14 protein-coding genes are annotated in these 15,093 nt (G+C 55.1%); 6 read left to right on the top strand and 8 right to left on the bottom strand.

Going from position 1 to position 15,093, the window contains the following annotated elements:
* Positions 1 to 145 precede the first annotated feature (145 nt).
* Positions 146 to 1,198 carry a 3-deoxy-7-phosphoheptulonate synthase gene (locus tag MWU64_RS02850; RefSeq protein ID WP_247060602.1) on the top strand — a complete coding sequence of 351 codons (1,053 nt, stop codon included), beginning with the start codon at positions 146 to 148 and terminating at the stop codon, positions 1,196 to 1,198.
* Here MWU64_RS02850 and MWU64_RS02845 read toward each other — a convergent pair.
* Complete coding sequence (locus MWU64_RS02845; protein WP_247060600.1) at positions 1,143 to 1,814, bottom strand: LysE family transporter; 672 nt, start codon at positions 1,812 to 1,814, stop codon at positions 1,143 to 1,145. The genes MWU64_RS02850 and MWU64_RS02845 overlap by 56 nt on opposite strands.
* Positions 1,815 to 1,950: 136 nt before the next feature.
* On the opposite strand from MWU64_RS02845, the gene MWU64_RS02840 reads away from it, so the two are divergent.
* Positions 1,951 to 3,390 carry a dihydrolipoyl dehydrogenase gene (locus MWU64_RS02840; protein WP_247060598.1) on the top strand — a complete coding sequence of 480 codons (1,440 nt, stop codon included), beginning with the start codon at positions 1,951 to 1,953 and terminating at the stop codon, positions 3,388 to 3,390.
* Here the strand turns inward: MWU64_RS02840 and MWU64_RS02835 are convergent.
* Entirely contained in the window at positions 3,387 to 3,686 is a 300-nt protein-coding gene (locus MWU64_RS02835; RefSeq protein WP_247060596.1) for a DUF2061 domain-containing protein, read from the bottom strand. The genes MWU64_RS02840 and MWU64_RS02835 overlap by 4 nt on opposite strands.
* Positions 3,687 to 3,909: 223 nt before the next feature.
* On the opposite strand from MWU64_RS02835, the gene MWU64_RS02830 reads away from it, so the two are divergent.
* The 4 genes from MWU64_RS02830 to MWU64_RS02815 all read left to right on the top strand — a co-directional run bounded on the left by MWU64_RS02830 (position 3,910) and on the right by MWU64_RS02815 (position 8,012).
* Positions 3,910 to 4,383: a Dps family protein gene (locus tag MWU64_RS02830; protein ID WP_133007303.1), complete on the top strand. Its 474-nt coding sequence runs from the start codon at positions 3,910 to 3,912 to the stop codon at positions 4,381 to 4,383.
* Positions 4,384 to 4,539: 156 nt separating this feature from the next.
* Entirely contained in the window at positions 4,540 to 6,210 is a 1,671-nt protein-coding gene (locus tag MWU64_RS02825; protein WP_247060587.1) for a choice-of-anchor I family protein, read from the top strand.
* 183 nt (positions 6,211 to 6,393) lie between these two features.
* Positions 6,394 to 7,038, top strand: a complete 645-nt coding sequence (locus MWU64_RS02820) for a DUF2057 domain-containing protein (RefSeq protein WP_247060585.1) — start codon at positions 6,394 to 6,396, stop codon at positions 7,036 to 7,038.
* A 35-nt stretch (positions 7,039 to 7,073) separates the two neighbouring features.
* Positions 7,074 to 8,012, top strand: coding sequence for a porin (locus MWU64_RS02815; RefSeq protein ID WP_247060583.1), 939 nt, complete (start codon positions 7,074 to 7,076; stop codon positions 8,010 to 8,012).
* Positions 8,013 to 8,103: 91 nt separating this feature from the next.
* Here MWU64_RS02815 and MWU64_RS02810 read toward each other — a convergent pair whose 3' ends face one another.
* The 6 genes from MWU64_RS02810 to MWU64_RS02785 all read right to left on the bottom strand — a co-directional run bounded on the left by MWU64_RS02810 (position 8,104) and on the right by MWU64_RS02785 (position 14,934).
* Entirely contained in the window at positions 8,104 to 9,228 is a 1,125-nt protein-coding gene (locus MWU64_RS02810; protein ID WP_247060581.1) for an NAD(P)/FAD-dependent oxidoreductase, read from the bottom strand.
* Positions 9,228 to 10,538, bottom strand: coding sequence for a cyclopropane-fatty-acyl-phospholipid synthase family protein (locus MWU64_RS02805; protein ID WP_247060579.1), 1,311 nt, complete (start codon positions 10,536 to 10,538; stop codon positions 9,228 to 9,230). Before MWU64_RS02805 ends, MWU64_RS02810 begins: the two co-directional genes overlap by 1 nt.
* 156 nt (positions 10,539 to 10,694) lie before the next feature.
* Positions 10,695 to 11,990: a TRAP transporter large permease subunit gene (locus MWU64_RS02800; protein WP_247060569.1), complete on the bottom strand. Its 1,296-nt coding sequence runs from the start codon at positions 11,988 to 11,990 to the stop codon at positions 10,695 to 10,697.
* Positions 11,987 to 12,532 (bottom strand): TRAP transporter small permease subunit, encoded by a 546-nt coding sequence (locus MWU64_RS02795; RefSeq protein WP_247060566.1) that lies wholly within the window; start codon positions 12,530 to 12,532, stop codon positions 11,987 to 11,989. The genes MWU64_RS02800 and MWU64_RS02795 overlap by 4 nt, the downstream gene beginning before the upstream one ends.
* A 106-nt stretch (positions 12,533 to 12,638) precedes the next feature.
* The gene (locus MWU64_RS02790; protein WP_247060564.1) at positions 12,639 to 13,715 is read right to left on the bottom strand and encodes a TRAP transporter substrate-binding protein; all 1,077 of its coding nucleotides are present in this window, start codon (positions 13,713 to 13,715) and stop codon (positions 12,639 to 12,641) included.
* A gap of 175 nt (positions 13,716 to 13,890) precedes the next feature.
* Positions 13,891 to 14,934: an acyltransferase gene (locus MWU64_RS02785; RefSeq protein ID WP_247060562.1), complete on the bottom strand. Its 1,044-nt coding sequence runs from the start codon at positions 14,932 to 14,934 to the stop codon at positions 13,891 to 13,893.
* Positions 14,935 to 15,093 lie beyond the last annotated feature (159 nt).

The raw sequence follows: 15,093 nt of genomic DNA, 5'->3' as shown, positions 1-15,093 counted from the left end.
CCGCCCATAAGATCTTCATCGACCGAATTTAGCGAGGAAGGCAGCCCGGCAAACAACCCAGGCTGCCACCGGACTCAAAAAGCCCCGACTGGTAGCCCAGCCGGGGCTTTTTTGATTCTGACTTAGGGAAAACGGGAACACGGATATGAACATGCCTCTGAAAACTGAAACGTTGGACTCAGTATCGTCGACCACTTGCCAGCCTCGTCAGGAAGCGAAGCTGCCAACCGCCAATGAGCTGCGCCAACAGTTTCCTGCCGGCGAGCCTCTGACCCGGGCCATCGCTGGCTACCGAGAGCAGATTCGCAATGTGCTGAAGGGTGAAGACCCGCGCACGCTGATCGTTATCGGGCCTTGCTCGATTCACGATGAACAGGCTGCGTTGGATTACGGCACCAAGCTGAAAGCGCTCGCGGATGAGGTCAGTGACCGGTTCCTGATTGTGATGCGCGCGTACCTCGAAAAACCTCGCACCACGGTGGGTTGGAAAGGGCTGTTGTACGACCCGGCGCGCACCGGAGAGGGCGATTTGAACCAGGGGCTGGTGCGTTCCCGAAAGTTGCTGTTGGCGCTGTCTGAACTGGGTTTGCCGCTGGCCACCGAAGCCTTGAGCCCGTTCATGATGGATTACCTTGGCGATTTGGTGAGCTGGACGGCCATTGGCGCTCGCACCACTGAATCACAGATTCACCGCGAGCTGGTCAGCGGGTTGCCCATGCCTACCGGTTTCAAGAACGGCACCGACGGTGGCGTGTCTGTGGCGATCAACGCCATGAAATCGGCGGCGCACAGCCATCATCACATGGGCATTTCCCACTCGGGCGCGCCGGCGATGATCACCACCGCTGGAAACCCGGATACCCATCTGGTTCTGCGTGGCGGCCGAGGGGTCACCAACTACGATGAAACAAGCATTGCCCGGGCGGTGAAGGAATTGCAAAGCGCTGGTGTGTCAGCGTCTGTGATGGTCGACTGCAGTCACGATAACGCCTGCAAGCAGGCGGAACGGCAAGTCGAGATTGCCCATGAGGTGATGGCGCAGAAGCGCAATGGCAACAGCCACATCAAGGGCTTGATGCTGGAGAGCTTCCTGGCCTTCGGCCGCCAGGACGACGGCGAAGACTTGGTTTACGGCTGCTCGATTACTGACCCGTGCCTGGGGTGGGAGCAGACAGAGGCTCTGATCCGCTCACTGTAGAAAACAGCAACTGCCCGGCCAGCAGCACCAGAACACCGCCCATGACCCTGTCGAGCCAGTGTCCGAACCGGTTGAAACCTCGGCGGACACGGGGGTGGGTGAAGAACAGCGCCACCAAGGTAAACCACAAGCCGGTGGCTATTGCCATGTAGAGGCCGTAGCCGGCCTGAAGCAGCACCGGTGTCCCCGGGTTGATGACCACGGAAAACAAGGACACGAAAAACAGCGTCGCTTTCGGGTTAAGCACGTTGGTCAGGAAACCGAGGCGGAACGCCGCCCAACCTGACTGCGCCTTGCCATTCTTTGTTTCGACATGAACGCCGCCGGGCTTGGCCCGCAAACAGTGCCAGGCGATCCACAACAAATACAGAGCACCCACAATCTTCAGCACGGTAAACAGCATCACCGATTGCTGAATGATCAACCCGATGCCCAGTAGCGAATAGCCAACGTGCAGCAAAATACCCAGACCGATCCCGACGGCACTGAGCATCGCGTTTCGGCGTGATTGGGTGATGGCTTGGCGCAGCATCACCGCGAAGTCTGGCCCGGGGCTGGCAACGGCCAACAGATGAATCAATGCCACGGTAAGAAATTCCAGCCAGTAATCCTGCACCTGTTGTCTCCATCCTGGTTAAACCCGAAAGCATAAGCGGATTTTTTATCGTTTTCACCTGTCATGAGTCAATATGCTTCTATACTCGAAGCGTAAGTTATAGAAAACTCAGCGAAATGTTGTTTGAGGAGGCCTGATGGAAAAGCGTGAAGTCGATGTGGCCATTATCGGTGCCGGTACCGCAGGTATGGTGGCTTACCAGCGGGCACGAAAGAAAACCGACAAGGTGGTGTTGATCGAGGCTAAGCAATACGGCACCACCTGTGCGCGAGTGGGCTGTATGCCCAGTAAACTGCTGATCGCTGCTGCCGAAAGCGCCCATAATGCGGGCCAGGCTGGTCAGTTTGGTGTGCAGGTTGCCGGCATCAAGATTGATGGCCGCCAGGTGATGGCACGCGTGCGCAACGAACGTGACCGGTTTGTGCAATCGGTGGTTCGGTCCATGGAAAATCAGCCAGAGGAACTGCGGTTGATGGGCCATGCTCGCTTTGTGGACCCGCACCGTTTGATTGTCGGCGAAGACACCGAGGTGATCGCTGATCGCATTGTGATAGCCACGGGGTCGCGGCCCAATGTCCCGGACATGTTTAACGGTGCGAAAGATCGGTTGGTGGTGAACGACGATATTTTCAGCTGGGACGACCTGCCGGAATCGGTAGCCGTGTTTGGCCCCGGGATAATCGGTGTGGAGCTGGGGCAGGCGCTGAGCCGGCTAGGTGTTCGCATTCGGCTGTTTGGCGTGCGCGGCGGCGTTGGCGGCATTCGCGATGAGAAAATCCGTGATTATGCGCTACAAACGTTTGGTGAGGAGTTCCCGCTGAGCGCGAAGGCTGAAACGAAGCGAATCGAGCGCACTGAAACTGGAGTACAGATCACCTGGGTGGAAAACGGGCAGGAGCATAAGGATACGTTCGAGTATCTGTTGGCGGCGACAGGGCGGCGGCCGAATATCGATAACCTTGATATCCAGAACGCGGGCATCGAACTGGACGACCGCGGTATGCCAGATGTTGACCCCAATACCATGCGCTGCGGCGATAGCCATATTTTTCTGGTTGGTGATGTCAACAACGAGCGCCCTTTGCTGCATGAAGCCGCAGACGAAGGCCGCATTGCCGGAGATAACGCCGGTAGCTGGCCCGATGTCCGCGCGGTCATCCGAAAGGCCTCGATGGGGGTGGTATTTACCGACCCCCAGATTGCTTCTGTCGGTTTAAGCATTCACGACGTCGATAAAAAATGCGAGGGCTGTTTTGCCGTTGGAGAGGTCAGCTTTGAAGATCAGGGCCGCAGTAAGGTGATCGGTAAGAATCGCGGCTTGTTGCGGCTGTACGGCGAACACCGAACCGGATTGTTTCTGGGTGCCGAGATGTTTGGCCCGGCAGCTGAACACATCGCGCATTTGTTGGCCTGGTGTGTTCAAAAACGGATGACCGTTAGCGAGATGCTGGCGATGCCGTTTTACCACCCGGTTATTGAAGAAGGGTTAAGAACCGCCCTGAAAAACCTTCTTTACCATTTGGAGGAAGGGCCGGAAGCGGTCGATGAGTGCATGGACTGTGGCCCGGGCAGTTAGCCCGGGTTTGACGCTGACGACCAGCCGGATTGTGGCGTGGGCTGAAAACGGTTTTCAGCTGAAGTGGTTGAATTCTGGCTGTGGCGTGCCCACATCTTTTCATGGAAGAAGTAAGCAACGGTATTGATGGCCGGCTCCACCATGGCGATCAACCCACCGATTAGAAGATCTCCGGTTAACAGGTAAGCGACGGAGAACGCAACGGTGAAGTGAGTGACCGCAAACGTGATGGTTTTCAGCAGCGATTGGTCAACGTGTGATCCGTGATTGTGAACAAAGTGTTTTAACGCGCTCATGACTTTCTCCGCGAGGATGATGTGTTAACGTCATTACAAGATAAATGAGAGCGTTTCTCAAATAGAATGTTCAAGTGGATTTGATAGTGCAGACCTATAGGTTTTTGGTTGAGTTTATGGCCATTCACTATCGATGCGATTGGAGAACTAAACTTCAATAGCGCAACAAAAGGGCTTATTGTCTTAATTAGCGAAAGCCCAAAATAAAACCAGGAGGTTCATCATGGGTAAGAATTTTATCGGTCTTGATACAGCACAAACGCAGAAGCTGGCGGATTCCTTGAACGGGCTTTTAGCGAACTACCAGATTTTTTACATGAACGTTCGCGGATACCACTGGAACATTAAGGGCGAGAACTTCTTCGAGCTGCACGCGAAGTTTGAAGAACTGTACGACGATCTGCTGCTTAAAATTGATGAAATCGCCGAGCGCGTTCTGACGTTGGGCCACGTTCCGGCTCACGCTTACAGCACATACATTGAGCAGTCGGAAGTGGCTGAGCGCAAGAACGTTTCGGATGGCAAAGAAGCCGTAAGCAACATTGTGGATAGCTTCAGTAAGCTGATCGCAAAACAGCGTGACATTCTTAGCCTTGCCGGCGAATCTGACGACGAAGGCACAGCTGCGCTGATGAGCGATTACATTTCAGAGCAGGAAAAAACGGTCTGGATGTACCGGAGCTACTTGGGCCACTAAACCCGGTAAAGCGACGGCATCTCAAATGGCGGCTCTTGGAGTCGCCATTTTTTTACGTATGTCTTCAACTTGACTTATTTTCGCCCCTTTTCTGTCATCTGTTTGCCATAGGGTGGGTCGTCATTTAAACAACGTCGACGAAAACCCGAGGTAAACATGATTTTTCAACGTGCTCTCCTGACTTCCGCCATTCTCGCTGCAGCGGGCAGCCTTGCAGCCTGTGCAGTCGACACTGACTCTCGGGGCAACGCTGAAGTGCCCGGGCTGATTGAGCTGAGTGTGCTGGGCAGCTATGTACCAGAAGGCGATGTGTTTGATGAAAGTGCGGCGGAAATCATCGCGCACGATCCCTCTCACCAGCGGCTGTTTGTGGTTAACGCCAAGGCTGCCACGGTGGATGTGCTGGATATTAGCAACCCGGCGACTCCTGCACTGATCGACACCATCGACGCCAGCCGGGAAGGGGCGTCTGCCAACAGTGTCGCGGTTTATGGAGATCTGGTGGCCGTAGCCATCGAGGCGGAAGTGAAGCAGGCGAAAGGCAAGGTCGTGTTCTACGACTCATCCGACTTGTCCAAAGTGGGTGAGGTTACGGTGGGTGCGCTGCCAGACATGGTGACCTTTACCCGCGATGGTCAAAAAGTGCTGGTGGCTAACGAGGGCGAACCGAGCGACGACTACACCACAGACCCGGAAGGCTCCGTGAGCGTGATCGACCTTGCCAGCGGTGTTGCAAACGCGACGGTTAAAACCGCGGACTTCCGTGCCTACAACGGTCGTGAACAGGAACTGCGTGAATCCGGTATTCGTATCTTTGGACCGGGGGCTTCAGCCGCTCAGGACTTCGAGCCAGAGTTCATTGCGGTTTCCCAAGACAATACTCGAGCCTGGGTAACCTTGCAGGAGAACAATGCGGTGGCCGTTCTGGATATTGAGAGTGCCCGGATTGTCGATGTTCTACCGCTGGGATTCAAAGATCATCGCCTGCTGGGCAACGAGATGGATGCCAGTAACAAGGATGGCGGTATCAACCTTCAGAACTGGCCCGTTAAAGGCATGTATCAGCCCGATGCGATTGCCAGCTATGGCTACAACGGCAAGACCTATTACATTACCGCCAACGAAGGCGACTCTCGGGATTACGACGGTTTCAGCGAAGAGTTCCGGGTGAAAGATCTGCAACTGAGCGAGGCTTTCGGTAACGAGGCGCAGCGCAAAGAACTGCAGGACAAGGCCAATCTGGGTCGCTTGAAGGTCACCTCCACTCTAGGCGTGATCAACGGCTGTGATCCGGCCAACAAGGCCACGGATGTAGAGAAAGATTGCGTGTTCGGTGAGCTCTATAGCTATGGTGCCCGGTCGTTCTCTATTTGGAACGAGCACGGGCAACGAGTGTTTGATTCTGGCAACGACTTCGAGCGCATCACGGCGAATCTGATTCCTGAAGGCTTCAATGCAACCAACGATGAGAACGGTGTCGATGACCGTTCTGATGATAAAGGGCCGGAACCCGAAGCCGTGGCCGTTGGCGAGATCCAGGGTCAGAATTATGCCTTTATCGGATTGGAGCGAGTGGGGGGCATTATGGTGTACAACGTCACCAATCCTCAGCGCCCACAATTCGTGCAGTACCTGAATAACCGGGATTTCTCTGTCAGCACGGCGGAGGTTGAAGCTGGCAAGGCCGGAGATCTGGGGCCCGAGGGCATGGCGTTCATTCGGGCAGAAGACAGTCCGGTCGGCCAGCCGATCCTGGCGGTGGGTAACGAGGTAAGTGGTACCACCACGCTCTACCGAATTGAGGTGGCCGGGGCATCAACACACTGATACTTAAGCCTTAATTGCCTAAAAAAACCGCGCCTTCGGGTGCGGTTTTATTGTTTCCGGATACTGAGTAATAAAAACGGCCTGCCCATATCGCGTTGTAATAGCGCTGTCATACCCCCCCTCCATAGTGTCATTCCAGTTGATTCAACACCGTTGCCGGTGACCACTTATCGGATTCAGAACGTGACGAGATTTACCCGTATTACCCGTTTGATGATTGCACTACTGCCACTGCCAGCTCTGGCTGAGGTGCAGCTGACGCTTGGGTCTTGTGTGAACGTGCAGGCAGTGCAGGGCAGCGAACAAACCGCCTCCTCCGGTCAGTCCCTTACGCTGGCTAACGGCACACAGCAGCTGGTGGTGGAGTGCACCACCGAAATCGGTCGGGAAGAGATCCGGGAAACCAGCGATGCCTTTGTTGTGCGTGTCAGCGCTGAGGATACGGAGCTGAAGCTAAGTGCTCCGGGAATCGATACCCGACATGAAATGGCGAACTTCAATCAGCAGGGAAGTTGGCAGCTGATTGATGATCAGGGCCGAGCCGTGGCGTTCACTGCCGACGTGCTCGAGAAGGAGGGCTTTCAGTTGGTGCGGGACTACCCGCAAGAGCTGGCCGCTTATAACCGGTCTGGCGCAATTGCGGCGGTGGCTGTGAGAGCGCAGACCACCGGTGCGGAGCTGCAAATGAACCCAGAGGGATCATTACTGGATCCGCAAGCTGATCCGGATCAGGAAATGGTCAGCAGGATGCTGCGCTACTGGTATCTGAAAGCTGACGAACAAACTCGAAAAGAGTGGGACCGCTGGGTCGATTCCAGCAACCGATAAACACTAAACCAAAAATGAACGTGGAGTTGTAAATAATGAAAAAGCTTCTTCTGGCTGTTGCTGTGTCTACTGTTGCTGCAGGTTCTGTAAATGCCGCGACTGTTTATGAAAAAGATGGTTTTACATACAAACTGAACGGTGATTTCCAAGTTCAGTTGCGCAAGAAAATTGGTGACGACACCAATGAGTACGTAGATTTTGATGACCTGGAGCTGAAGAACTACGTGAGCTACGATTTGGGCAACGATATGAAAGCCTTCGGTCGCCTGGATTTTGACTTCAAGGACCACGCCAACGGCAAAGATGTCGATGAGCCGATTGAAGAAGCCTACGTTGGTATCCAGTACGGCGTTACTTCGCTATCCATGGGTAAGCAAAACTTTGCGTCTGACGAATTCGGCATCGAAGAAGCTTATGAATCGCCGTTAGACGAAGATCAGTTTGACGCCGTAAAAACGGATGGTGACGATACCTTCCGCGTTGATGTAGAACTGGACAACGTCTACCTGGTTGCTTCCTACGAACTGGAGGCCGAGGACAAAGGCGGCATCACCGGCGAGTTCTTTGATTTGTTTGCTTCTACGGAAATTGCCGGCCTGGAACTGGCTGCTGCGTACCAGCGTAATACGCCCATTGGCTTGGACGACCTAGACACTTGGGGTCTGAGCGCCGGTTACGACTTCGGCATGTTTGGTCTGGCCGCTGACTACAGTGTCACCGATGACAGCAACACGGATCTTGAGACGACGTTGTACAACATTGCAGCGACCGTCGACGTTACTAGCACCACTGCTGTCGCACTCGGCATGCAGAATCAGGAAGAAGACAAGAGTGACGACGTGACGGCCTGGTACGCGAACGTGACCTACAAATTCCCGACGGCCAAGAACGTCAGCGTGTTTGCTGAAATTGCTGACACCGATGAAGACGACACTGACATGGGCTTCCTTGCCGGTATGCGTGTGAAGTTCTAAGCAACACTTCCAAAACGCCAGCCGTGGCCACGCCAACGGTTGGTGCGAGGAAAAACAAAGGCCGGGCACTATTGCCCGGCCTTTGTGCATTTTACACCGCGATCTGCAGCGGCGGGATTTGCTGATGCAGGAACCACTTTTCCGTCACTACCTTCTGCGTAAACCAGTGAGAGCGCATTAAGGTGCTGGCAAGGGATTGTTTGAGCCAGTCCGGCATTTCGAAGGCCGATTCCCGTTCATTGGAGCGGTGGCCAAAGCGTTTGGCAAGGTGCTCGCCATAGTGGCGAAGAGATAAGGCGGAGTAATCCGGTGCGTCGAGAATGACTTGGGCCGCAATCAATGCGGATTCAATGGCGGGTCGAATGCCCTCACCGCTTTGGGTGTACGCCAACCCCGCCGCATCCCCCACCAATAATACCCCGTCATCGACCAGCGGCCGCCCGGCGTGGTCGTACAACAGATAAGCGTGGCCTTTGAAACGGTCGGGTAAATCGCCGGGAATACGACCGGCCTGTTTCATCTCTTGAACAAAGTCCTCCAGATGGTCGGTCAGCCGGTGGTTGTCTTCACGGCCCAGGCCGATGTTCAGAAAGTTGCCCTTGCGGAAGACCCAGGCGTAGCCTTTGAGGTCGCGGCAAAACCACAGTTCCGGCGTGTCACCCCGAGCTTCGCACGCTTTGGCCTGAGCAGACGTCATTTCGAATTCCACTTCTTTGGCGGCTACGACGGTTTCGTGTTTGCCCGGGCCAGAGCCGATCTGCTTGGCGACCGGGCAAAAATGCCCGCCCGCTCCGATCAAGAGCGGAGCTTGCCACTGCTCGTTTATCTGCCAAAGGTCGTCAGCCCGGGTGATGGATTTTACCGGGGTGTCCAGTTGTTTGCGGGACTGAACTCGGTCCAGCAGATAGGCATCGAATTCGCAGCGCCTTATGCCGTAGCTGACCACTCCACCATGACAATTTTCCACGGGGCTCTGGCCCATCATGCCGATCCGGAATCGGCTGATCGATTGCAACGTTCGGTCATGACGGTAATCGTTGATATCGATATCAAGGCTTTCAAGCACCGCCGGCGTTACCCAGCCAGCGCAGGTTTTGTCTCTGGGAAACGACGCCTTATCAATAATCAAAACGTTCTTGCCGGCATTCTCCAGAGCATGGGTGAGGGTGGAGCCGGCCGGGCCGGCGCCCACGACGATGGCATCGAAAGTTTCCATTATGGTTGCTCCGGTGTGGTCGGGGTGGCGTACAAATCCTGACGGGTTCGCGGTACCCGATTGTTGTCGCCATGGCTGAAAACAACCTGGAACAGTTGCAGCGAGCCCGCACGAAACGCGGCGATTGAGCCTGCTAAATAGAATCGCCAGGCTCGGGTGAAGCTTTCATCGTACATCGCGGTCACGGTGTCCTCGTGCCGGGTAAAATTCTCCATCCAGTGGCTTAGCGTCTGGGCGTAATGCAAGCGCAGGTTTTCCACATCCAGTACGGAAAAGTCATTGTGTTCACAGATCTGCATGAATTCGGCAATACTCGGCGGGTAAGCGCCCGGAAAAATGCGCTTCTCGATCCAGGCGTTCATCAGCATGGGCCGGTTGCGTCCGATGCTGTGCAGCAAGGCAATACCATGAGGTTTGAGGCAGCGTTTAATCAAATCAGAAAGGGCCGGGTAGTGGTCTTTGCCGACGTGTTCCAGCATTCCCACCGATACAAACGCGTCGTACTCGCCCTCAATGTTTCGGTAGTCGTCTTCGATGTAAAGGATCTGGCCGTCAAGCCCTTGTCGCTGAGCCTCCGCTTTGGCGTAGTCGAGTTGTTCCCGGGAGATGTTGTAGGAACTAACGGTTACGCCGTAGTTGCGCGCCATATAACGAGCCAAACCGCCCCAGCCACAGCCGGCTTCGACGACGGTCATGCCCGGTTTGAGCCGAAGTTTCCGGCATACGTGCTCCAGTTTGGCCAGTTGCGCCTGTTCGAGAGTGTTGTCCGGGCGTTCGTAGTAGGCGCAGGTGTACTGCATTTCAGCCTGATCCAGCCACAGCTTGTAGAAATCGTTGCCCAGATCGTAATGGTGATGGATGTTTTCTTTCGCTTGCGACAGGCCGGACGAACGGGGGTTCGGGTTCTTCCAAAGGTTATCCAGCCATTTTGGCCACTGTTGCCGGGCGGCGTGAACCGAGCGGTACACGGTTTCCAGAAACTCGGCGAGATCACCGTCGATGTCGAGTCGCCCTGAGCTATAGAGATCACCCATGGCCAGATTCGGGTCGGTGACCAAAGCATAGAGCGCTTTGGAATCGTTCAGGGTTAAGGTGAAGCGTGCGGCCTGTTGCTGCGGTTCAATCCGGTCACCATTCCACAGCTGGAAGCGAATGGGCGGAGAACCGGCCAGACGGATGAACTTGTCGAGCAGCCAGCGCTCGTAGCTGTAGGGTTCCCGATCGGGAAGAGGCGCTTCCCGCGGAATGCTTAGAAGGTGCGGAGCGTCCTTGCCGGAATGCGTAACCTTGCGGGCGTTGCTGCTAGACATAACTCAGGCTCCCGTTGGTTTAGTACCAGGCGGCCTCGAAAGCCAGGCTGAGAGTCGCACTTGTTAAATTGTATATAAACTGATCAGGTTTGGGCAAGCTGAGGAAGCAGAGGGCAAGCCGGCCGGGAGCAATCCGGCCGGCTTGCCCTGAGGCGGTTAGTAGGTGGAGCTCATTCCGAACCATCCCGGGAAGATGACGATCATCGCCAACACCAGAATTTGAATGAGAATAAACGGAATAATGCCCTTGTAGATGTCGGTTGTTTTCACCTCGGCGGGCGCAACGCCTTTGAGATAGAACAACGAAAATCCGAAGGGCGGCGTCAGGAAGCTGGTCTGCAGATTCATGGCAATCAGGATGGCAAACCAGAGCATATTGATGCCCATGGCTTCGGCCACCGGTGCCAGAATCGGCACGATGATGAAGGAAATCTCCACGAAATCGATGAAGAAGCCCAGCACCAGAATCACCACCATGGCTAATATGATGAAGCCCCACTGTTCGCCGGGCAGCATCAGCAACCATTCTTCCAGCAGGTAGTCGCCGCCGGTGTAACTGAACACCATGGAGAAGGCCGTGGCGCCGATGAGAATCGCGAAGACCATGGCTGTGACTTTCACCGTATCTTTGGAGGCATCCCACACCATTTTAAAACTGAACTGGCGGTAAATGATGGCCAGAATCACGGCGCCAACACCACCCAGCGCCGATGATTCGGTGGGTGTGGCAATGCCGGTGAAGATAGAACCCAGAACCACCACAATCAACGCCAAGGGCGGGATAATGGCCAACAGCGCATTGCGGATTTCCCTGCTGCGGCTGATGCTGTCGTCGGGCGGCATGGCCGGGGCGGTTTGTGGCTTTAGCCGTGTCAGGAACAGGATGTAAACAACATACAGGCCAATCAGCAGCATTCCCGGCCCCACGGCCGCTTTGAACAGATCGCCAACCGGTAAGCCCAGTACGTCACCCAGAATGATCAGGATGATTGAGGGCGGCACGATTTGTCCCAGGGTGCCGGATGCGCAGATGGTCCCTGTCGCCAAACGCTTGTCGTAATTGTGGGCCAGCATAACCGGCAGGGAGATTAACCCCATGGCTACCACGCTGGCACCGACCACGCCGGTCGAGGCTGCGAGTAGCGCGCCCACCAGAATGGTGGAAATGGCCAAACCACCCGGCAGGCCACCGAACAAACGGCCCATTGAGGTCAGCAGCTGTTCGGCCAGTTTCGTGCGTTGAAGAATCACGCCCATGAAGATAAACAACGGCACGGCCATCAGCACCGTGTTTTGCATGACGCTCATGATGCGATAAGGCATGAAGGCAAACAGATCCATGCCTTCGGCGAAGATGCCAAAAAACAGCGCAACGCCACCGAAAGTAAAGGCAACGGGGAACCCGAACATCAGCATGACCAGGGCCACGAGGAACATAATCATACCGATCATGCGAGGCCTCCTGCGCTGTTCTCGTTTTCGTAGGATTTGTCACCGGCCAGAACGCGGATGGCGTAGGTAGCCATGTTCAGGCCTGCTGTGCCCATGAAGATGGCGCTGATCGGAATAACCGATTTGATGATCCAGCGATGAGGTAACCCGCCCGGGTCGCCACTGCCTTCGCCCATTTCATAGGCATCAACCGCGAAGCTGTAACCATAGACACCAATCAGATACGCGAAGGGGATGACAAAGATCAGCGCGCCGATCAGATTGATCCAGGCTTTGTTTTTTTGCTTCCAGTTGGTGTAGAACACGTCTACTCGAACGTGGCCGTCTGTGCGCAGGGCGTAGGGAATGCCCAGCAGAAACACCACGGAATAAAGGTGCCACTCCATTTCCTGCATGCCAATTGACACATCGCTGAACACGTAGCGTGCGACAACGTCATAAAATACGTTGGCGGCCATCAGGATCATGGCCACGCAGGCGATCCAGCCGCAAAGTTTCGAGAGCCAGGCCAGGCCTTCGTCCAGTTTGATAATCCAGCGCATTAAACCTCTTCCTCCGCTGAGCGGATGTTTTGTTTGTTTTATTAATGAAAAAAGCCGGAACCACTTTCAAGAGCGATCCCGGCTCTGATTCAGCATGGCCCAGAGTTTACTCAACTTCTCCCATGGTGTTGAGGTAGGCACGTTCAGAAATTTCGGTATAGGCACGGCTTTGTTGCTGATAACTCAGCTGTGAATCGATGATTTTCTTGGCCATCGGGCTTTCTTCAGCGGTTTCTTTCAGCAGTTTCTTGTTGGCATCGTACATGGCCTGGAAGATGTCAGCCGGGAACTGTTTGATCTGTACGTTGGGGTATTCTTTCTTGATGTTTGCCCAAGCTTCCGCGTTGGCGTGCTGTGAGTGTACCAGCATGTCGTAGGATGCGGTGCGCATGGCCACGCGCATGATTTCTTGCAGGTCTGCTGGCAGTTTTTCCCAAACGCGCTTGTTGATCAGGAACTGCAGCTCGGTCGCAGGCTCGTGCCAGCCGGTGTAGTAATAGTCAGCGATTTGCTGGAAACCAAGGCGCAAGTCCAGCGCCGGCCCGACCCACTCGACCGCATCAATGGTGTTGCGTTCAAGTGCTGTGTACAGCTCACCCGGGGCAATGTTGGTGGGATTAACGCCCACTTCTGCGAAGACTTCTCCGGCAAAGCCCGGAATCCGCATTTTCAGGCCTTTCAGATCGTCCAGTGATTTGATCTCTTCACGGAACCAGCCGCCCATCTGAATGCCGGTGTTGCCGCCGGGAAACGACAACATGTTGTGGGGCTCATATACTTCCTGCATCAGCTCCATGCCACCACCATGGTAGAACCACGCATATTGTTCCATGGCGTTCATGCCGAAGGGCATGCTGGTGAAGAACAGGGTTTCGGGCACCTTGCCCTTCCAGTAGTAAGAAGCGGAGTGGCCCATGTCGTACTGGCCCGCCTTCACCATGTCGAACACGCCGAGCGGCGCTTTGTGCTTGTTGGCTGAATCAATGCGGATGCGCAGGCGGCCGTCGGACATTTTCTCGACGGTTTCGGCAAAACGCTTGGTGGTGTCACCAAAGATCGGGAAGTTGGGGCCCCAGGTTTCGGCCAGTTTCAGTGTGAATTTTTCTTGGGCCAGAGCTTGCGAAGCTGAAAACGTGGTGGCTACAGCGAGCACGGTCGCTGATATAAACGTGCGGATTTTCATGGTTTGTCCAACCTGTTGTATTGTTTTAATTGTGTGTCAGGGAGCTGAGCAATTGTGCCAGCGGGTACTGCTGAACAGTTTAGTTCAGGTTTGCATGCTTGGCGGGCAGAGTGCATCAAAAAATGTGCGAATTACGACATATGTCTAGTGCGGGAACGAGGTTGGCAAAGCGCGTTCAGGCACTTTCTCCGGAGCTGACAGCCGGGGTTCGGGTGCGATAGTTGCGCCACAGGCGGAAGGCCCTTAAGGCCGGTTTTTCAACGCCATAATGCAGGGCTGCAGCCAAAGCGATTGCGGCAGCAAGCGCCAGAGCAACACCTGCAGGCCCGGGCACGCCCCATTGATAAAACAGCGTAATCAGCCCGTACCCGATATTCTGATGGACCAGATAGAGGGTGTAGGAAATGCTGCCCAGCCAGAGTAACCCCGGCCGTGACAGCATGTTCAAACGACCACTCGCGGCCAGAATGAATACGCCATAGCATGCCAGTACGAATAGATTGTAGGGCGCTTTGTACGCGATCAGGCAATGGCCAATCGTCAGCACCAGCAAAGCAACGTCGGTGCCAGGAGGTTTGCCATACTTGTGCCAGCGAAAGAGCAGCATGCCACTCATAAACAGCGGGGCATAACGCACGAACAGAAGGTCCTTTACCAGAAAGTCCATTGGTTCGGGGATGGCCTTCCACCAGAGTACGCCGATATAGCTGACGGCGGTCCAGCACCAGAGCACGGGCCGGAGTCGTTGCCAGCTTTTCAAGCCATAGAAGAGCAGGGCGATCCAGACGTAGAAGGTGGCTTCAATCACCAAGCTCCAATAAGCGCCATCAACATGCGGATGCTCCAGATATTCGTGCAGAAGGGTCATGTTTAAAAGCGCCGACACCGGCGCGACGGCTCGGTCTTCGGGCCCCAGCCAATGCACGGACAGAAAGGTCAAAGCGATGCCCGCCCACAATGCGGGTAGCAGTCGGAACGCTCGGGCAAGACCAAACCAGCCGGCGGTTTGGGTGCGCTCCAAGGTCATGAAAATGACGAACCCGCTGAGCATGAAGAACAGGTGCACACCGTAGCGCCCGAACTCCAGGAAGGCCGGACTGTCAAAGCTGTGACCGTACAGTTCGTTGTAGTAAGGCAGATAATGAAACAGAACAACGCCAAGCGCGGCAATGCCGCGAAGTGCATCCAAGGCGGTCAGGCGACTTTGGTTATTCTGCATGGCGTTGGTACGTTCCGGTGACGATGTAGGTTCATGATAGCCGGCCTGAAGGCGGGCAAGTATACAGTTCGGTTGCCCGCAACTGACCATCTGTTCATGGTTGAAGGTTCGTAGAGAGTTTCAGCGCGGGTGTATGATGTCTAAAAGCCAGTGTCAGGG

The sequence above is a fragment of the Marinobacter sp. S0848L genome (assembly GCF_023016065.1).
GTDB lineage: Bacteria > Pseudomonadota > Gammaproteobacteria > Pseudomonadales > Oleiphilaceae > Marinobacter.
The sequence above is the reverse complement of the archived record's forward strand: the minus strand, read 5'-3'. Positions and strand labels throughout refer to the sequence as shown.